The following is a 20,009-nucleotide window of genomic DNA, read 5'->3' on the forward strand; positions in this document are numbered from 1 at the left end:
ATGGATGTTCTAGTTAATTGTTAGATGTAACCTTAATCAATCCTCAAGCTTAATGATAAATGAATAATATGTACTTTACATAGGGTGGATTAAATCCATAGAATTAGTTACTTAGCGTTCATTGTGAACCTCTTACTGAATATAATTATAAAAGGAATTAATTTATGGCTTCTGCTGCAGAAAAAACTAAATTACGCGCTAAAATGGAAATATATGAGGGGAAAGTTAGCCACATGTATCTCGACTCTAAGGGGTTGGTTACTGTTGGTGTTGGACATTTACTAAAAGATCTCGCTAGTGCGCAACAATTAAGTTTTAAAAAAAGCAATAACATGCCTGCCTCTATAAGTGAAATTAAAGCTGATTATGATGCGGTAAAGAAACAAGCAAAAAATAGATTAGCTAGTTTTTATAAAGAATATGTGGCGCTCAAGTTGTTGGATACAGATATTAATACGCTAACTAACGAGAATATTGATAGTTTTGATGGTGAGTTAAAAATAATATTTACTGATTTTTCAACGTACCCAACTGAAGTTAAATTTGCTCTATTTGACATTATTTTCAATGTCGGCATGACTGACTTAAATAACAAATGGCCAAGCTTTATGACAGCTATTAAAGCTAAAGATTGGACTAAAGCCGCCCAAGAATCGCATAGAAAATCGCCCATTTCAGCAGAAAGAAATAAGTATGTTAAAGATCTACTTGAAAAAGCAGCAGCAAACTCAACTTCTCCAGCCAAAGCATAGAAGTCAGGGATATTATGTATTTCAAACAATTATTAATAGCTAGTGCTCTATTTTTCCAAGTAACCGCGCAAGGGGGTGTGACAAATTCAGCCCCAGAATCCAGAGTAAGTATTCCTGTAAGCTGGAATACAGGTTTTACCTTACCCGAACTTCTAGCATCGACTATCGAATTCACTTCTATTGAAGATCTTGAACAATTAATTGCTGCGCCTTGGTACGCCGACATTACCATGACCCAGACCAAAGCAGGTGAGTCCGTTTTTAACACGTGTCATAATTATTTTGAACAAGCAATTGAAACAACACGTACCGCTAAAGAAAATGAAATGGGTCCCTACCTAGAATTTAAGGTAATGTGCGAAGCCGGTAACCTGCTTTTATCAGCTAAAAACGCTACATCGAGTTATTTACCTGAGTTAGTACTCAGTAATAATTTACCTAACCTGCTGCCAAAGTCGGTTGCACTGCAAACATCCCTTGAAGAGTCTAAGCGAAATGCTAACAACGCCGCATTAACCCATTGGGCAGATATAACGCCACTTACCAACTATGAATCACAATCGGCCACTAAATCTACCTATTATCATGACGGTGGATACCAAGAGCTAGAAATTATAGGTCGCGGAGATACAAATAATGATCACATCGAAGATGTCATTGTTGTGGTACATGATTATTTAGATGGTGGTAATTACATGAATATCAGGCTGTTAGTATTATCGGTAGATAGACAAAATAACTGGCAGCTTTTAAAAGCGTTGTAGTGTAACTTTCCACTGTTGTAGGGCAAGTAACAAGTAACACTGTTATATCAACCATTAACAAAAAAGACCTATATCATTTAGGCCTTTTTGCATTCCAACTATTAAACTCCCCATGTTGTTTGTCTTAAAGTGCTTTCGATACAGGAAAAATTCATTAAATAAGAAGCGGAAGAGGAGGGGCAGGAATACCTTGGTTCTAGATACATTCACTGGCAAAAATAACAAGCCTGCTTAGCGTAACTGTAATAGACATTCTATACTTATTTCCATGGTTTTCTTTGTCGAAATTCATGGATATACCCGTGACCATTCAATATGCATGTTTCAGAGTGCTTGAGCAATTTCAATTCAAGGCATATTAATGTAGCCATGGTTATTCCATTTCAAATGAATGTAACGATGAAGTGATGTTGCTCAAGCTCTTCTGCGATGGGTTTTAAATGACTTTATGCTGCGTTAAAGAACGAAAATATAGAATAACTATGTTTACTTTATTCTCCTTGCCTAAAGTCATTTAAATTCCCACTGAAATCGAGCACTTTGAATGGTAACGGGTATATATATGAATAAAACAGACACCCCTGATACGGATAAACAGATAAGTGCTGATGAATTATTTGGTCACCCAAAAGGCTTGTATGTTTGTTTCGCTACTGAATTATGGGAGCGATTTTCATTCTATGGTATGAAGTATTTGCTGCTGTTATATTTGACTAAATACCATTTGTTTTCAGACGGAGAAGGCTTGGCAGTATTAGGCGCCTATGCGGGTTTAGTTTACACCTTACCTGTTATCGGTGGTATGTTAGCCGATCGCTACCTAGGTATGAAAAAGTCGGTGATCTTCGGTGGTATTTTACTCAGTATTGGTCATCTGCTTATGGCAGTAGAAGGTCACCAAGCGGTGCAATATGTGGCCGGGACTATTTTAACTGCAGATATTACCCTTAATACTGGCGCTGTACTTAGTGCAGGTACGCAATTAAGCCAAACGATTAAAGTACAAGACCTAGCGGCGCTGAATGTTTTTTATCTGGCGCTATCGCTTATTGTTGTTGGCGTTGGTTTTTTAAAGCCCAATATCTCCACTATCGTTGGTCAATTATATAGTAAGGATGATCCCCGTCGTGACTCTGGCTTTACTATTTTTTATATGGGTATCAACCTTGGCGCTTTTACCGCCACAATTATTTGTGTTTATTTAGGAGAAACATTCGGCTGGGGTTATGGCTTTGGCGCCGCAGGCATTGGCATGCTGTTTGGCTTGGTTACTTTCACTAAGGGACTGAAATATTTACGTGGCTTGGCTGAGCCGCCACACCCTGAACTTTTAGCCGAGAAAGTGTGGGGTTTACTCAGCCGTGAATACCTAATATATGTAACAGCCATATTAAGTTTGTCGGTATTTTGGTTAATGATCCAACATGAGCCTGTGGTGTTTGTTGCCCAGCAGATTTTACTGATTGTTGCCGGGGGCGGTCTAATCGCTTTTGCGCTGTTAAAAGGCAGCAGAGCAGAGTTTCAACAAATGTTGGTACTCATGGTTTTAATTGCGTCTACCATTGTTTTTTGGGCGCTGTTTGAGCAGGCCGCTGGCTCTATGACCTTATATGCCGATAGGGTAGTTGATAGAACTATTGCTGGTATCGAAATATCAGCCGGTCAGTTTGGCTCTCTCAATGCAGGTTTTATCATTGTTTTAGCCCTACCTTTTGCGGCCTTATGGGTATGGTTAGAAAAGTTTCAACTAAACCCCAATATTCCCGTTAAATTTGCTTTAGGCATTATTCTGGCAGGCATAGGTTTTGCTGTCTTAGTGTTAGGCGCACAATTTCCTAATGAGGCAGGAAAAATCAGCTTATGGTGGTTAGTGTTGGCTTATCTTATTCATACCACCGGTGAACTATGTATTTCGCCAGTAGGGCTTTCCGCGGTAACTAAGCTTGCCATACATCGTGTAGTAGGGCTTTCAATGGGGGTGTGGTTTTTAGCAACGGCGCTGTCTGAAACCCTTGCTATGCGCTTAGGAAAAATGGCTGCCATTGATACCCAAGGCGGAGAGGTTGCTAGTGTTAGTGAGGCTGTTGTTATCTATAGCCAGCTGTTTGAATTTTTAATGTGGGTGGGTCTTGGTACCGGCGTGGTGGTTTTAGTGATATCGCCACTGTTAAAGCGTGGTATGCATGGCGTACGCTAAACTGCTGGTAGCTTTAGCACTAAAGTTAAACATATAATATTAACTCCTAGCTTTATCTTCAATAAGAGAATAAATGTATTACTGAATAGGGGATTTATCTTGACTAAAAAGGTCAACTCGAACGGAAACAAATTCATCTAAAATATTTTAGCGCTCATATGAAACATTTTATTTTACCCATTATGTTACTCCTTGGTGGTTGCTCTACTACTTGTACTATTCCGTATGGCGATTATGAGGCGTATGGGGGCAATGAGTCAGCGACTATATTAACGTTAAGTTCAGAGGGCTATCAGCTTATTTTTTAGCATTGTACTCCTACAGAACATGAAAACAGCTCTCAACTAACAGAGTTTTATACGTGGTATTGCAAAGGTAGTATTGCGGAGGTGAGTAGCAAAAATGGGGTTGCTGTGTTTGAGCTAAAAACGATTGGTGAAAATCCTCTTGCTTTAGTTGAGGCTACAAAAACACTGGTATTTAAAGTATCAAATAATGAGGTACTGTCAAAAGCGATACTCTATCCATCAAAGAGCCTTAAGGATGGGGAACGATAAACGAGTGTTATAGTTAACTTATTTAACACGCTATTTCCGCCGTTTCGAACGAGCTGATTTATTTTTCTAAGTTGTTAATTACGCACTGAAAAAAGCGATAGTAGAGGCTTCGTTTGTCTTGAAAAAAGAGCATGATGCGGTAAGCTGGAGTGAATCAGTTGAGAAAAACAGAGTAAGGACGCTATTGAGATGAAAAATTTTGTTAAAACCCTTCCTGTCAGTGATATTACTCAATAAATAAAAACCATAGAGACTGTGCCTAGCGGCCCAGTCCAACCGGACATTTATCTATCATGCTTTGACAAAAGATAAATGCTTAATTGTTTAAATGGCAATGCTCAGTATTAAATTGTTTAATATTTCGGGCTAAATTTTTATAAAATTTAAGGGATATAGCCAATGACTTACAGAAAATTATTTTCATTTATTATTATATTTACTCTCATTTCTTGTAGTAATTTTAATACTCGCCCCCCTAAAAAAAATATCAATAGTGTTATATCTACACCCATTTTTGGTTGGTTTGATGGTTCCTGCTTCGCAACTAAGGAAGGGAAACTTATCCCAGGTATGGATATCTTTGTCGTCGAATTAGGAGGAGAACAAAATGTTTCGTCAGCAAAAATTATTGGCCCCGATAATGTTCAAATTTGTCGTTCATTGTCCATTGAACGTCGAAAACAAAATCAATCTGAAGGCCTAGAGTTTTATCAAGTAGAGTTTGAGCCTAAACAATCTATAGGGCTGGCAATTGGAATTGTTGGTAATAAGCCAAAATTCAGCATCGTTGATGGGATGGTATTATCTGATTTTAATGATGATGGCTTTGTTGAGAGATTTACTCTCTGTGCGACAAGTGAAGGCATTAGTTTTGATATATGGAACTCAATACCTTACGAAAAAGATCCAATATGGTCCGGATATTACTACTTAGGTTACGATGTAGAAAGAAATTGCCCATAAACTGATAACAAAGGAATTGATAATGACAGTACCAAAGAAAGCAAATTTGAGTGGGAAAGCATGGTGGACAACGAATCAAGGTAAAACATCATACTTAAATAGCACGAGTACAAATTAACTAGGACAGTCGCTCAACTTTGATTAATATAGACCTCTCACTAGAGTTAGTAACAAAGCATTTTTGGTTTGACTATAGTAAGAAAGTAATTAAATCTTCATAGATTTTAAGTAACTGCCGCCAGCTAATCGCTTCATTACCTTGTTGCTCTATTCGGCCAGCCTTGCCATGTAATACTGCTTTTAACATGATTATCCTGAATTATATTTTATGTATTTAGCTGTTCGTAGATACCCGTAGTGTTCATGTAAATGATTTTAAGTTAAATGGTTACTCGCATGGTTATTCGCAGTAATGCCTCTACAAAGAGGGTGTGGCGAGTAATATCGCTTTGCGATACTGACTCGGTGTTTGCTGTTTATATTTTTTAAATACTTGGTTAAAGCTCGACTTTGAGCTAAAACCGCAGTCATAGGCAATGTTAATGATATTATCTGTGGCCGGTCGAGTTTTTATTGCTTCAACCACTGCGGCTATTCGATAGTGATTAACCAGTTCATAAAAACTACCCGTTTGATGTTGACTGAGCAATTCAGACAATTGGTGCCGAGTTAACGCTAAAGCTTGTGCTAATTGAAGCTGAGTTAATTGTGAATTTAAGTAATATTTCTCTTTAATCATTAAAGCATCAAGTGTCGTTAACTGTTGTTGCTGTGTTTCACTAAGCACTGCACTTTGAATTGCTACGGCATTTGCTTTACGCTCTGTTGATTTAACAGGCTCGACTAATAATTTTTCATTAACGAGTTGGCTTGCCTCATTCATTCGCTTTTGCTGAGTAGTTAAATTCAAAGGCGCAGGTCGGTCAAAACGAAGCAATAAATAGGTTAAAGCAAAAAAAGCTATGACAGTTGAAAAGTTAGCTATAGCAAAACTATTCGCTGATGGTGTTAAGTCATTAATAATAGAAAAAATCAGCGCAACAAAAATACTAAGCATCATTAAATGAGACAGGGTTAACACGCTTATTATCCAAGATAATTGCGGCAATACCGCACCACGTTTATGGTGAAAGAAAAACCGTAAAGCATAACCGCTAGCAACCAACAAGTAGCCAATAAAATGGGCAGCTGGTAGCAAATAAAGTAAAGAAAAGCGCTCGGTCAGTGGTTGTTTAGTTACTTGTTGCAACTGTTCGCACGCCAGTTGAAAAAACGGCAAACCATTATTTAGCACATCAATGAGCGACCACAATGCCGTTATCAGAAAAGGTAATAAATGTAAGTTATCGGTTAACCGCCACTTACGTTTAGGTTCAATCATTTGTAATACAAAAATTATTAACAATGGCCCTAATAATAAATAGCTGTTTACACTACGCCAAATGGAAATAAAATGCATTGAACTATCAAATAGTCCGCTATCAATATAAAAACTCACGCCCATATTGATCGTCAATAGGGCTAGGTAAATCGCTAAAATTCGGCTCACTCCCGGTTTTACGAATAAATACCCTGCGATTATAATTCCCTGTAAACATCCTAACCCAACTAATTGACTAAAACTAAACAATGGCTCACCTACTAACATTAAAAATGTAACTCTTGGGCTAATCGCCGATGGTTATGAAAAAACTTGAGCATTATACCTTACTAAATATTTATTAAGTACAGTGCATAAGTACACAGAGGCCCGTTTATACCTTTTAAAATCGATTTAATTCAAAGGTCTATAAAAAAAGTAAAACAAAGAGTCTACTTGGGTCGATGTTGGCGCAATAACATACTTCAGGCGCTAAACTGCCCAACATCTTACCCAAAACAGAGAATAAAATGAAAAATAAAATTGAATTAATTTTGAGCTATCTAGTAATAGCTAGTGCATTGCAGTATGCCGTGATGGTATCAATAGCGTGGAATTTCCATTTTTCACCAGAGAAAATGGCTGCCCCTGGCATGGTAATAGCCTTTATAACGGCTTGTTGTTTAAATATTGTTAAACTAAAAGATAACACTGCCAGTCGTAAAATTTATGTGATGGCCGCTTTTGCTAATGCCTTAACCTTAAGTTATGCCGTCAGTTTATCAGTTCAAGATCCAAACATAGGCAAAATAGTAACCACACTGATGATGAGCGCTATATTCTTATTGTCATTAGTGAGCTGCTTTGCTTACCAAGTGAATAGCGGTAATAGTGCACTTAGGCAAAGCGTTTAATAAATGAATAATATAAAGTAATCTAGAAAGGTCAACAGTCCCTAATGGCACCATCAATAAAGCGAGTGCCCTAGTTAACTTTCTTTAAGTGATTCGAGTATAAACTTAATATTATTGTATCTCTCGCGGTGTTCGTCGGGCCTTTTTGTGCGGTGAAGATAAAATACTCAGCCTAAGCCAAGTGTTCGTTATTGATGTATGCGTTTACGGTATTATGAGTAATCCCACGCATATAGTAGTTTTTGGTGTGATAATACCGCGAAAGCGTGGACAACTAGTGAAGTATTACAACGTTGGCATCAGTTATTCAAAGGCACTTTAATAACAAACATCAAGCCGGATGTTTTTGTCATAAATATGTTATTTTATTTGTAAATTTAATTTCTATTTTTTGGACTGTAAAAATGAATACTCTGATTTGGATAGGCAGTATCTTGTTAGGTGCTGTTGCTGTTTATGTACTAGCGATTACTGCTTTCGCCACATACGTGAATAACCCCTCAACACATGACGCCACTCCTGTAAATTCTGAAGTCAGTAAACAATATCATGTAAAGGAAGGAAAAATTATTTATGTAATGGATGGTAACTTCTTTCAGATCGGCGGCAAAGAAATAGAAGGAGCAGATGTTGGCACCTTTGAAGTGATAGACCAGTCCTATGCAAAAGATATGAATTTTATTTATTATGATGGCAGACCCATTGAAGCTGGCCTGCCAAATTCAGTCGAATTTGTTACCTCTGAGCTCAATGACAGCAGTGCTAATTCTGGTTATCTTATTAGTGGCAATAACGTCTTTTGTTTGGGAGAAAAAATAAAAGGTGCTGATCCTGAATCGTTCAGCTTTATTCTTGATGGTTATGCAATGGATAAAGACTACATTTATCATTTTTATGATACAAAAATTCCACGTAAAGCAGTGCCTATAGCTATTTCAAACGCGAGTAGTGGTTACATACAGCATGCAGATCAAATTCTTTATCAGGGTGAAGTCATTAGCCTCCAAGCAAAGAGCTTTGAAATAATCAATGACGAATACTCAAAAGACTCGCGCTATGTATATTCTCATGGGGCTGTTCTTGATGGTATGGATGCCAGTAGCTTTGTTGTTCTCAGCCCTTATTATAGAAAAGATAAAAACACCGCTTATTACTTTAATAATAAAATTATCGGCAGTGACCCCGACACCTTTAAAGTGTTAAACGATGAAATCTCTAAAGATAAAAATAACCTTTATTACAGTGATTTTTTAATTAAAAATAAAAAGCCATCTCAATTAAGCCAGTCTGATGCAGATGAACTGGAGAACAGGTCAAAATGGAGACCGCTCCACCTAGATGAAACAACGGTAATATTAGTACCTAGCGATGAGGTTATTGACTTCAGTTATCAGTTTTATGCTTATAACAATGAAGTTTATGCAACGGATAGAAAACTGGAAGGCATTAAACCCGAAGAGGTCATTGTTTTAGGTGATGAGGATGATGATAAATTACTGATTCAGATAGGTAATAAAATATTTTATATGGGTAGCGAAATTCTTGGGGTAGACACTGAAACGTTTTCAATCATATCTGGTCATTTTACAAAAGATGATAAGCATGTTTACTGGCAAGAGCACATAGTCACAGACGCAGACCCTTCAACGTTTAAATATGAAGATAATTTATATGCCGATGAAAACGAATCTAAAGAATATGTATTAAAAATGTCTGAAGATTCACTCTTTGATTAATAGCTTGTATCGGCTTGAAACTAATAAAAGTAAGTTATAAATCAAACTTACCAAAGATAAAATAACTGTGATTTCTTTAATGGAACAGAAAATAATAGACTTTTTGAAAATAAAAAAATAACGTCAAAACACTGTATTACAGCAGAAGGTTATAAAAACTTAGCAAGGACAGTTGATCGAGTCTCAATCAATGGTTCTGGAGTTCTTGGTGGTTAAGCGTCCCTTTAGGGAGTGTTAGGTCGTGTTTTTGTAATTAAACCTCCTTAAGGGATGATTATCGTTGTTGGGTTTTCGTGTGTATTTATGAACGGACTGTTTTCTTATTTCATAGAGCCTACAGGGACAAAGCCCAAACCACTACTTGCTCATTTTACGAAACTCACTTGGCGTTTGCCCTGTTTCTTGTTTAAAGGCTTTATAAAAAGAAGACCGGGCATTAAAACCCACTTCAAGGGCAATGTTAAGTACGGTATCTTGATTGGCTATAATTTTTGGCTTAGCGGCTTCAATACGCCATTGATTGACAAAATCAAAGAAGTTGATGGCTAAGGTTTCATTAAGGGTTTGCGATATATAGTTAGGGGAAATGGCCAGATAACTGGCGAGTTTTTGCAGTGATAAGTTGGCATCTAAATAGAGCTTGTCTGTTGCCATAACTGTATTAATTTTCACAGCGATACGATCTGATTGCTCACTACCTAGTGCTGAACGTTGATATTTTTTTGCTGTGCTGCTTTCCTGATCTACTTCTACTTCTACTTCTACTTCGGCATTAGTACTTTCCGATTTATCTACTTCAGTACTCGTTATCTTTGAGTTGGCTATTTTAAAGTTATAAACCGGCTCAGTTAGTCCTGGTTTTTGTTGTAAACCAAAGTGAGCTAGGCTCCATATCAACAGCAATGACAATATGGCTTCGGTTCTTAAACTGAATAATAAATTGTCAAACAGGTTTGATGAAAATACTGTGGCTAACGAGAACAACCAAGTGCTGATGGCGATTAGCAATAACCAGTTCATCCAATGAAGTTCTTTATCGTCATTATTAGAGAATAAGTCTTTGAGTTGCTTTCGATAAGCAACCAAGCGATGAATAATGTGAGAAATAGTATAAACACAATGGCCAAGCCAAAGCAGCATCAGTACTAATATACTCACTACTAAGGTAAGCGCTAAAGGGCCGACAGCATCTGCTTCGTTTATAAATATAGCGATATGTGTCTCTTTGGGTAAAAACAATATCATCACTGAAACCATCAGTGCTGGCCATAATAATACAAAGTGGTGAACTTGTTTTTTATGAATTTTCCAAGGGGTAGGGGACGTTAGTGCTTCTACATAAAACCACAACGCGGGGCAAAGTGTAAAGAGTGCAGGAAAAGCTAATGCAGTATATAGGGCATACCATTCAGGTAACAAAGTGCTGACCATTGGCTCTAATGCTATGGCACCATTTGCTAATAAAAACAGTGCCAGTGGTAAAAATAAGGCAGATTTAATGCCGCGCGTTAACAACAGCGGTACGCTTAAACATATTTGCCCAACCATAATCATGGTGATGGCTATTACAATGGGATCAGTCAATCTTGTACCTTTTTATTTTTACGGTTTAGTTATTGTTACTTCTCTAAATTAAAGCTAACTCTACGCTATTGTTTATCACTTCCCTATAAAAAAGTGTCCGTGCTTTTAGTCTCGGACGATATAAGTCCTTCTAAAGTATATTATTTAAAAAATAGGGATAAGTAGCGGTTTGCACTTTTCTTTATGCATAATAACAAAAAGGAAAAATAAGAATGATAATTTCTGCCATCTCAAATCTTCATATCCTCTTGGGCACGGTTGGATTACTCGCTGGTGCAGCGGCTTTATTTTCAGCTAAAGGAGCGAAACTTCATAGAAAGGCAGGCAACGTGTTTTTTGTATCTATGCTTATTGTATCTGCAATAGGTTCGTATATCGCTTACATAAAAAGTGACATTCCTTTTTCAACGGCCTTATTCACTTGTTTGTTAGGCGTTTTTACTTTCTACTTGGTAGCGACTTCATGGATAACCGTTAAACGTCGAGCAGGTGAACGTGGTTTGGCTGAAATAGCCGGGTTATTATTTATTTTAGCCACCGCCATTTTTTCGTTAACTATAGGTGTCGACGCAGCAATGAGCGATACGGCAAGTAAGAATGGGGCTCCTCCAATGCCAATTGAGGTCTTTTATTTTTTTGCGGGCTTAGCTGTTTTTTTAGCACTTGGGGATATCTGGCTAATTGTTCGAGGTGGAATTTCAGGCTCACAACGTATCGCGCGACACTTGTGGCGTATGTGTATGGCACTTTTCATTTCGGTTGGTATTTTATTCATGGGTAACCCACAAGTATTCCCAATGGTACTCCAAAAGGCGGCAATACTTTCAATTCCCGTGCTTGCAATGCCAGTACTTATTATCCTTGTTTTGATGGTTTATTGGCTTATTAAGTTGTTGTTTACCAAGAGTCGAAAAAAATCAAAGCAAGTGGCTGATGAAGTAATATCATTAGGATAAGTATATCCAGTTCAAGATAAAAATTAAGTGATTAACCCAAGAGAACTGCAATAACGATTGTTAAAATAATGGAGAGGACTAGATGAATAATTTACAAAAGGTTGGCGGCTTTGCTGCACTTGCACAGGCGATTACTTATCTATTAGCCTTTGTCTATTTTGGCGCGTTTTTCGATTTTCCTCGTGCTGGTGATACAGCGCAAAAGTTGAATTTTTTAGCTGATAATCAACTGATGTTATCTGTTGTTAATTTGGTTATGTATGTAGCTTTTGGTATTTTTTTAGCGGTACTTGTGCTGGCGCTTTATCATCGTTTTAAAAACCGTGCCTTGGTCTTGTCGCAGCTTGCAGCAGTATTTGGGGTAATTTGGGTTGGTTTGGTTATTGCCAGTGGCATGATTGCCAATATTGGCTTGGCAGCGGTGATTAAACTTTCGGTTAACGAGCCAGCGCAAGCGATGAACCTTTGGTTAACTCTTAATATTATTGTTGAAGGCTTGGGCGGCGGCAACGAAGTGATTGGCGGATTATGGTTGTTGTTATTAAGCTGTGCGGCGTTAAAGTCTCATCAGTTTTCTAAGAGACTTAGCTACTTTGGTTTATTGATTGGACTTGCCGGAGTTCTGACTATTTATCCTGCGGATATACTCACTGAAATATTTGGTTTAGGTCAAATTGTCTGGTTTGTTTGGTTGGGGATAAGCATGCTGGTTACCATCGAGGTTTATCATAAAGAAGCTGAGCATGATTAATCATTCTCAGCTTTGTGTTTACTGCAATTGAGCTAATTCAAGGTAACTTAAGAGACCTAAGTTAGCTGCCATTCTACGTTATGGATTGGCTTGTAAAGTTACCGTAAACCCCGTGGCATCTTTGTAGCCATAAACGTCGATATACCAAGTGCCTTCTGCTGGCGTGGTTAAGGTACAACTTTCGCTATTGCCATTTTTATAGGGACGACAATCATAGCTCGACGATGTAGATTGTGCGCCATGGCGAACGTAAAGGTCTGCGTCACCTGTGCCACCACTCATGTGCACTGTCATAGTAGAATAACCTGAAGGTAATACTTGGCTATAACGTTGCCATTGTCCTTTAGCCACTGAAATATTAGCAAACTCGTTATTAATAATATCAGGAGTAGTTCCGCCTGAAGTACTGAAACTGCCCGTTAAACTCAGCCCTGAAAAAGCAGCATAGGCTTTTAAACGAACATAATAAGTACCGCCTGCGGATGTGCCAGTGCAAGACTCACTATTGCCATTTTTATAAGGGCGACAGTCATAACTTGAGTCGGTTGGCGCTGAGCCAAACTTAACATACATATCTGCATCACCCGTGCCTCCGCTGGTTGTAAAGCTAATATCTGTAGCACCTGCAGGAACAGCCATAGTAAAGACAATATCACTACCCGATCCGGCGCTAATATTAGTTTGTGTTACGCCATTTTCTAAAATATTGTCACTTTGTGGTGGCTCGGTTACACCGTCAATAATACTTAACCCTGATGCACTGCGGCTAAGTGGCAATACTTCACCTATTCCACTTGCTTGCCACCAATCAATATTTTGTGGCAAGGCAAGAGGATCGGCGTTACGTGCTTCTCTGGTTAAGGTTGCTGCACCAGAGCTAAACTGTGCTGTGCGTACTTCTAGTTTTGTTGGGGTAACACTTAAAACTTTAAACTGCTGAATGCTGGCTAAATCAATGGTCCAAGATTTAGGGTTGTTTGCGGAGCGAGCAGGTGCGCCCCAGCTACCTTCACCAACATAAACAGTGCCGCCTGTGGTTGTTTTTACAAAGTTGTTACCTGAGGGCTTAAGTGCTTGGGTAATTTTGTTAATGTGAGTGTCAGACTCAACCACTAAATTCATTTTATGGCTGTAAAAACTGTCGGCCCACCAGTCATGCAAAATGGTATTGTCAGACTTGCCGCTGTAGTGTGGATACATGGGTTTATGATACTGGGCCACACGCCACTTTGCGCCACTGCCATTGGCAGAGAGATCTTGATTTAACCAATTGTTCATTGCCGTAGCGTAACTTGAATAACCACTGTTTTTGTATTGGCTATTTAAGGTATAAACCCTTAGCAGTGACGATACATTAAAAGCGCCGTAGCTGTCTTTACTGTCACAAAGCCCATCTTGGTTATAATCTACGCCAAACACTTGGCAAAGTGTTTTATAGTTGCCATCTTCATGATTACCATGGGTAGCAACAAAGGGATAAATACGTTGGTAGCTAATACCGTCAATAAGATCATTTGACAAGGTTAATTGCCAATCTTTAAGATATTCCTTCATTTCTGAAGCCGAGTTGGCATTAGTATAATCGCCGCCGTGCATCACGAATAATGGTCTGATTTTGGCTACTAACTTGTTGCCTTTTTGACGTGTTGTCCAGCCTGTGCGTGTGTCTCCACCCGCAATAACGGTAAAACCTGTGTTGGTGGTAGGCGCCGTTTTAAACCACAAACGATCACCACAACCGCTACTATCACAAACGCGATAAAAAACGTCAGTGTTTGGCGTTAAGCCTTTTAAAGTGACGAATTCACTTTGCAAGCTACTAGCAAAGGTGTGCGATGCGGTTACTTGTTTGATTTGCCAAGTTTGCTCGTTGGTACTAACACCATATTTAACATGATGGTTACTGCCTGATGTTGGCGTAAAGCCTATAGTGGCCTGTTGTGAAGGGTTATGATCCCAAATTAAACGGTTATATTGGCTACCTGCATAAGTTACTGAACTTGCTAGGCTTAAGCCAATGGCTAAACTCACAATACTTTTGCTCATTTCCTTGCTTCCTTTTGTGATGTATTTTCATTAATAACGCGACTACTTAGCTGCGAGGTGGTATTTGCCTCAGTCAGTGAACTGACTAAGATTACAAATGCTGCGTTACGGTAGGGCAATGTTGCTTGCTGACCCGCATGGAAGTTAACGGCCAAGGCGCCGCTGTTAAATTGGGTGAAGTGCTGTGGTAATTGCTGCTGATTAGCCGATGTCCAATAGTCACCTTTATGTATAAAAGGGAAATAATCATTATTTATGTGAGCTTGGCCAGGACGTTGTGGGCTTTTTATTAACGACTGCAATTCATCAGGAGTAGGAAGGCGCCAATTGTGTTGATTACATAAGCCTTGTGTATTTGTATGCCGAATAAGATCGCTGGTATCACAGCGTTGTGCTTCAAAGTAACAATCACCAAAGTTTTCTTTGCCCTGTATTTCATCAAACCAAGAATAAGTCCAATAACCATCATGGATAGACTCATTGTCTGTTTTTACTTCCCAAAGTACATTTAAGCTAGAGTCAACAACACACGACCAAGGACCTTGCCATGATGAAATGACTTCACCCGTGTTTATCATTTTAGTGAAGCGGGCATGTACTGGTGTTACATGAACCGGCAGAGAAAATCGGCAATAAAAGATTAATAACAACAGCATGAGTAATGAAGTTAAAAGTCTAATTTTCATAACGAATACTGCAATTGTATGGCTTTATGATGACGTGTATGGGCAATTTGGCTACGATCAAAGGCTGATACCCACATACAAACCCCAGTTTTTAACGAAATATCATGTTTTGACAGGGTATTTTTTTTACGCACTAATTCCAGCGTCCATACACCATTGCGCCAATGGCCCCTTGCGCGAACGTCAGCTCTGTCGCCTTCAAATCGATTTGATCGATACAACACTGAGGGTAAATAACTGCCGACAGCTAACGTATCTAATTCAGCTTTATAAGGAGCTGAGCTAAACCAAGGCAGTACTTTTTTATTTGCTAATGAATAGTTAATTGGTAAGCGTTTAGGAGTGATGACGTTTGCTTTATACCATTGCCAATTCATCACATAAGCGCCGCTTTCTTTACCATCAGCTTGATAACCCGCACTGTATCGCCGTTGACCATGTTGCACGGAAGCAGGTGCACCAATAAAGTTATCATCGGCTAAGTACATATCGTTAGTACGTACCGCTTTCCAATGCCATAAATCACGTACGGTATTATCTAAACTGGCGTGATACCCCTTGCCATGCCAGTTGCTGGGTTTACCTTTAATGGGGGTTTTTCCTAAATGCGCAGTGCCGTCGGCGCCACTGTTACAGCTGTTAGATAACATTACGGCAAACTTATCCTCGTAATGACTTTGCTCATCAAAGCGGTAAAAGCCATCTTCTTCAACTTTCCAGCCTTGTGCTGTTTTTAGCAAAGGTAAGTGCTCAATACTTTGTGTTGGGTCTTTCCAAGTAAATAAGAAAAAGGTTTCTTGCGCATTTGATAAGGCTTTAATGGTGACTTGTGTATTACCATCAACAAAATTAGCACCGCCAATGGTATTTATGGCAATGCTGGGGGTTGTAAGCCATTGAGGCTCATTGGCGTGACCATCTATTTCAATCAATACATCCATGGGGATCGCTGAAACGAGCAATGAATGTTTTACTGGAATATTAAATAAATAAAGTAAGCAGGCAATGAGGGCAATACTGGCAAGTTTTAGCCAAGCTATATGAGTATAAGAGGAGGGTAATAAACGTACCAGAACGCCTTTGCCATGTTGTAGTATGTATATCCAACTGTGCATAACCAAGTAAAGTAAAAACAGTAAAGCACTGGTGAAATGTAATGGTTGTAAAGTATTTACCATTAAATCAAAGCTGATAAATAACCCAGTAATAACGCTTAATAGCCCTGCAATGTAACCTAAACGATTAACCCATTTATGGTATGACAGAGCGCGGTAGCCTTGTTTATGTGGGATTTTCTTTAGCTGAGACTTATTTAACAGGTTCCTACTTAGTTGGCTGTTATTGAATTGGTAATAAATAAAATAAAGTACTAAAACACTAAAAACATAGCCAGAAATTAAATGCATACTATGAACCGCACCACTGATCAATATAGCATCAAAGTACATGAGTACCGGAGTATCGAGGCTAGATATTCTTAGCCCAGTGAGCAAGTTTAATAGCACAGTGCTCATGGCAATTAGATGTAACGAAACAAACATTTTACGATTCAAACTCACTCCTTATATTTGTATGTTTTCCATACAAATATGCTTACATCTTATTAACAAGTTGTGAAGTGAAAGATTTGTGAAAAAAGATATACAAATGAATTTATGTTGTTTATTTGTTGTTAATATTGTTTTTATACAACATCTTATCGTTATTGTGTTTTTTAGGTGTTATTTTGGAATAGATATTAAATAGAGTTTTTATGAATGTTAAATAGATGTTAACTCTGTATTGGTAGTGGTTGGATTTGGCTTTTGGATTTGTTTTTTAGTATTTGCGGTTGTATTTTAGCCTTGGCTTGCGGAATCATTGCAGCAATGCTTGAGGTTTTGTTTGAGGAATTACATATGGTATTGGTTGAAGCGCGGCTGCAAACAGTGAGAGTAAGTATCCTCATTTTCAGAATAACAAACGCTAATAAGGCTATTATTATTTTGTGTTAAGCATGACTATTTAACTTAGCTCAGTAACTTGAAAAAACTGACTTAGTTTATTACAGCTGGTTACTTTGCTTAGGTTTCAGCTATTCCGTTCATGCAATTGCCGCTTGGGCTACGACAAGATCATTTTCAATAGTTGAGCCGGAAACACCAATAGCGGCAACTACTGCACCGTTAGCATTAAAAATAGGTAGGCCACCAGCAAAGGTGATTAAGCCATTATTAGACTGCTCTATTTGATATAACGCGCCACCCGGTTGTGATTTTTCTCCCAGTACATGACAAGGTTTACCAAATAAAGCCGAGGTTTTTGCTTTTTTAATCGCTATATCTATCGGCCCTAGTTGCGCCCCATCCATACGTTTAAAGTTAATTAAATAACCTGCACTATCAACAATAGCGATGTTAACCATGATGTTAAGCAGCTCAGCTTTGCTTATTGCTTTATTTATAAGGTGCTCTGTTTGGGCTAACGTTAAAGTGTTCATGGTATGTGCCAGTAGGGTAAAATGATATGGTATATTGTATTCGATTAGCTGGGCGGTTTATAGCCAAACTACTTGTATATGCAGATTTCAGCTGAAATTAGTAATGCTTTTGCCGAGGTATTGATTAAGTACACAATTAAGTAAAACATATTAAGGAGCACCCATGATAGTTTCTCAAACAGAAAGGCTAATAATCAGGCTATTTGAATTGACTGATGCCATGGACTATATGAGAACTGGTCCTATGGCGAGTTATGAAAAATTTGGGTTTGGTTTATATGTGCTTGAGTTGCAAGGTTGCCATACACCTATTGGCATGTGCGGTTTGCTGAAACGAGATAATTTAGAGTATGCCGATTTAGGTTTTGCTTTATTGCCGCAATTTTACCGAAAAGGTTATGCTAAAGAGGCGTCGTTGGCAGTGTTAACTGAAGCGAGAGATAATTACAAACTCAGTAAAGTTTCTGCTGTTACCGCACTATTTAATACTGGCTCTAATCATTTATTAACAAGCTTAAGTTTTAGCTATAAAGAGAAAATTGAATTTTATCAGCAAGAGACTAATTATTACGAGATAGCGTTAAATTAATTTTTTAGGTAATTAAATTGAATTGAATACGTAAGCTCTTAAGTTATATAGATTTCCGACGAGTAACCTCGGAAATTACGATTTTTCAACTTTTCTCTAAACGGCCATTCTAGGTCGTTGATCGATTTCACTAACTTAACAGGTCATAAATAAGTTAAAATAGTGACAATTACTTAAGCTTTGAGCCCTTTATTTTAATGACCTTTGCCAACAACTCTGACAATACTACTGTCACCACACCAGCCAACTCTGCCGTCACTTTTGACGAACTGGGTCTTATTTCACCTTTGTTAGCTCGATTAACAGAGCTGGAATACCTACAGCCTACACCTATTCAGGCACAAGCTATTCCTAGTGTATTAGCGGGGCGTGATTTAATTGGCGGAGCAAATACGGGTTCAGGTAAAACAGCTACTTTTGCATTGCCAATGTTGCAGCAACTCTCGAAACATCAAAATAAGGGCAAGGGCGCTAATAACAACAAAGGAAATTATGTTTCCGGACTGATTTTAGTACCTACTCGTGAGCTGGCTAAGCAAGTTGCCGACAGTATTAAATCGTATGCAGTACACTTTAACGGCGCGATTAAAAGCATGGCTGTTTTTGGTGGTGTATCAGTGAATAAGCAAATGCTGGCCCTTCGCGGCGGCACTGATATTTTGGTAGCGACACCAGGTCGGTTACTCGATTTGATTTCAAGTAATGCAATTAAGCTTGATTTGGTTAATACCTTAGTACTTGATGAAGCTGACAGAATGTTGAGCTTAGGTTTTACCGAAGAGTTATCGCAGCTAATGGCATTAATGCCAAAGAAAAAACAAACGTTATTATTTTCAGCGACCTTTCCTGAGCAAGTACAAACGTTAACCCAAGAGTTACTGAATAACCCTGTTGAAATACAATTGCAAAGTGCTGATTCGAGTACCTTAGTGCAGCGCGTATTTACAGTTAATAAAGGTGAAAAAACGGCAGTGTTGGCGCATTTAATTCATCAACATCAATGGCGACAAGCTCTGGTTTTTGTTAATGCTAAACACCACTGTGAGCATTTAGCTGAAAAGCTTGCTAAACGTGGTATCGCTGCTGAAGTATTTCATGGCGATAAAGGCCAGAGCGAACGTACTCGTGTACTAGAAGGCTTTAAAGCGGGCTCGATTGACGTATTAATTGCCACAGATATTGCTGCCCGTGGTTTAGATATTGAGAAACTGCCTGTGGTAATCAACTTTAACTTACCAAGAAGTCCTGCAGATTATATGCACCGTATTGGCCGAAGTGGCCGTGCAGGTGAGGTGGGCTTAGCCATATCGCTTATTGATCATGAAGATTATCATCACTTCAAAGTAATCGAAAAGAAGAACAAAATTTGGCTTGAACGTGAGCAAGTAGAAGGTTTTGAAGTAGCTGAAATCGCTGAAGATTCAATTTTAGCCGCAGAGTTAGCTGAAAATAAACCGATGGCCAAACCTGAAGGCACAGGTAAGAAAAAACGTAAAAAGAAAAAAACTATAAATGAAGATATTTGGTCGGGATATTCTAAGCCAGAATAATGCTACTTATAGTCTGTTTTTAGCTTAGATGTTGTGAACAGCTTTTTTGAATCATGGTTGTGAAATGAAAGGCCGATACTGTGTATCGGTCTTTTTGCGTTTAACGCCATTAATTAATGCACTGA

The 20,009-nt window shown here is 38.4% G+C and carries 18 protein-coding genes; 12 read left to right on the top strand and 6 right to left on the bottom strand.

The features are described from left to right. Positions 1 to 164: 164 nt before the first annotated feature. The 6 genes from GAB14E_RS00720 to GAB14E_RS00705 all read left to right on the top strand — a co-directional run bounded on the left by GAB14E_RS00720 (position 165) and on the right by GAB14E_RS00705 (position 5,233). A complete protein-coding gene (locus tag GAB14E_RS00720; protein WP_033084557.1) occupies positions 165 to 752 on the top strand; it encodes a glycoside hydrolase family protein in 588 nt (195 codons plus the stop codon). A gap of 14 nt (positions 753 to 766) precedes the next feature. After that, entirely contained in the window at positions 767 to 1,516 is a 750-nt protein-coding gene (locus GAB14E_RS00715; protein WP_033084558.1) for a hypothetical protein, read from the top strand. Positions 1,517 to 2,078: 562 nt separating this feature from the next. Beyond that, complete coding sequence (locus GAB14E_RS00710; protein ID WP_052094145.1) at positions 2,079 to 3,713, top strand: peptide MFS transporter; 1,635 nt, start codon at positions 2,079 to 2,081, stop codon at positions 3,711 to 3,713. 158 nt (positions 3,714 to 3,871) lie between these two features. Beyond that, positions 3,872 to 4,021 (top strand): hypothetical protein, encoded by a 150-nt coding sequence (locus GAB14E_RS24995; RefSeq protein WP_156115811.1) that lies wholly within the window; start codon positions 3,872 to 3,874, stop codon positions 4,019 to 4,021. 81 nt (positions 4,022 to 4,102) lie between these two features. Further along, a complete protein-coding gene (locus GAB14E_RS25000) occupies positions 4,103 to 4,270 on the top strand; it encodes a hypothetical protein (protein WP_156115812.1) in 168 nt (55 codons plus the stop codon). A 399-nt stretch (positions 4,271 to 4,669) separates the two neighbouring features. Then, positions 4,670 to 5,233 (top strand): hypothetical protein, encoded by a 564-nt coding sequence (locus tag GAB14E_RS00705; RefSeq protein ID WP_033084559.1) that lies wholly within the window; start codon positions 4,670 to 4,672, stop codon positions 5,231 to 5,233. 418 nt (positions 5,234 to 5,651) lie between these two features. On the opposite strand, the gene GAB14E_RS24325 is transcribed toward GAB14E_RS00705, so the two are convergent. Beyond that, complete coding sequence (locus tag GAB14E_RS24325) at positions 5,652 to 6,881, bottom strand: helix-turn-helix domain-containing protein (RefSeq protein WP_052094146.1); 1,230 nt, start codon at positions 6,879 to 6,881, stop codon at positions 5,652 to 5,654. 242 nt (positions 6,882 to 7,123) lie between these two features. Between GAB14E_RS24325 and GAB14E_RS00700 the strand changes: the two genes are divergently transcribed. Both GAB14E_RS00700 and GAB14E_RS00695 read left to right on the top strand, forming a co-directional pair. Further along, positions 7,124 to 7,507, top strand: coding sequence for a hypothetical protein (locus tag GAB14E_RS00700; protein ID WP_033084560.1), 384 nt, complete (start codon positions 7,124 to 7,126; stop codon positions 7,505 to 7,507). Positions 7,508 to 7,911: 404 nt separating this feature from the next. Beyond that, a complete protein-coding gene (locus tag GAB14E_RS00695) occupies positions 7,912 to 9,243 on the top strand; it encodes a DKNYY domain-containing protein (protein WP_033084561.1) in 1,332 nt (443 codons plus the stop codon). A gap of 357 nt (positions 9,244 to 9,600) precedes the next feature. On the opposite strand, the gene GAB14E_RS00690 is transcribed toward GAB14E_RS00695, so the two are convergent. Next, positions 9,601 to 10,827 carry a helix-turn-helix domain-containing protein gene (locus GAB14E_RS00690; RefSeq protein WP_033084562.1) on the bottom strand — a complete coding sequence of 409 codons (1,227 nt, stop codon included), beginning with the start codon at positions 10,825 to 10,827 and terminating at the stop codon, positions 9,601 to 9,603. 212 nt (positions 10,828 to 11,039) lie between these two features. Here GAB14E_RS00690 and GAB14E_RS00685 point away from each other — a divergent pair, with 212 nt between their 5' ends. Continuing rightward, positions 11,040 to 11,783 (top strand): DUF2306 domain-containing protein, encoded by a 744-nt coding sequence (locus tag GAB14E_RS00685; RefSeq protein WP_033084563.1) that lies wholly within the window; start codon positions 11,040 to 11,042, stop codon positions 11,781 to 11,783. Between the two features lie 82 nt (positions 11,784 to 11,865). Next, positions 11,866 to 12,534 (top strand): DUF4386 family protein, encoded by a 669-nt coding sequence (locus GAB14E_RS00680; protein ID WP_033084564.1) that lies wholly within the window; start codon positions 11,866 to 11,868, stop codon positions 12,532 to 12,534. A gap of 78 nt (positions 12,535 to 12,612) precedes the next feature. Here the strand turns inward: GAB14E_RS00680 and GAB14E_RS00675 are convergent, their stop codons facing one another. The 4 genes from GAB14E_RS00675 to GAB14E_RS00660 form a co-directional block, all read right to left on the bottom strand. After that, complete coding sequence (locus tag GAB14E_RS00675; RefSeq protein WP_033084565.1) at positions 12,613 to 14,580, bottom strand: pre-peptidase C-terminal domain-containing protein; 1,968 nt, start codon at positions 14,578 to 14,580, stop codon at positions 12,613 to 12,615. After that, positions 14,577 to 15,266, bottom strand: a complete 690-nt coding sequence (locus GAB14E_RS00670) for an Lcl C-terminal domain-containing protein (RefSeq protein ID WP_033084566.1) — start codon at positions 15,264 to 15,266, stop codon at positions 14,577 to 14,579. Before GAB14E_RS00670 ends, GAB14E_RS00675 begins: the two co-directional genes overlap by 4 nt. Further along, positions 15,263 to 16,819 (bottom strand): ethylbenzene dehydrogenase-related protein, encoded by a 1,557-nt coding sequence (locus GAB14E_RS00665; RefSeq protein ID WP_231562132.1) that lies wholly within the window; start codon positions 16,817 to 16,819, stop codon positions 15,263 to 15,265. Before GAB14E_RS00665 ends, GAB14E_RS00670 begins: the two co-directional genes overlap by 4 nt. A 530-nt stretch (positions 16,820 to 17,349) precedes the next feature. Then, positions 17,350 to 17,745, bottom strand: a complete 396-nt coding sequence (locus tag GAB14E_RS00660) for a GlcG/HbpS family heme-binding protein (protein ID WP_033084567.1) — start codon at positions 17,743 to 17,745, stop codon at positions 17,350 to 17,352. Positions 17,746 to 17,908: 163 nt separating this feature from the next. Between GAB14E_RS00660 and GAB14E_RS00655 the strand changes: the two genes are divergently transcribed. Together GAB14E_RS00655 and GAB14E_RS00650 are read left to right on the top strand one after the other, a co-directional pair. Next, positions 17,909 to 18,334 carry a GNAT family N-acetyltransferase gene (locus GAB14E_RS00655; protein WP_052094150.1) on the top strand — a complete coding sequence of 142 codons (426 nt, stop codon included), beginning with the start codon at positions 17,909 to 17,911 and terminating at the stop codon, positions 18,332 to 18,334. Between the two features lie 197 nt (positions 18,335 to 18,531). After that, positions 18,532 to 19,884, top strand: a complete 1,353-nt coding sequence (locus GAB14E_RS00650) for a DEAD/DEAH box helicase (protein WP_033084568.1) — start codon at positions 18,532 to 18,534, stop codon at positions 19,882 to 19,884. Positions 19,885 to 20,009 lie beyond the last annotated feature (125 nt).

The organism is Colwellia psychrerythraea, assembly GCF_000764185.1.
Lineage (GTDB): Bacteria > Pseudomonadota > Gammaproteobacteria > Enterobacterales > Alteromonadaceae > Colwellia > Colwellia psychrerythraea_B.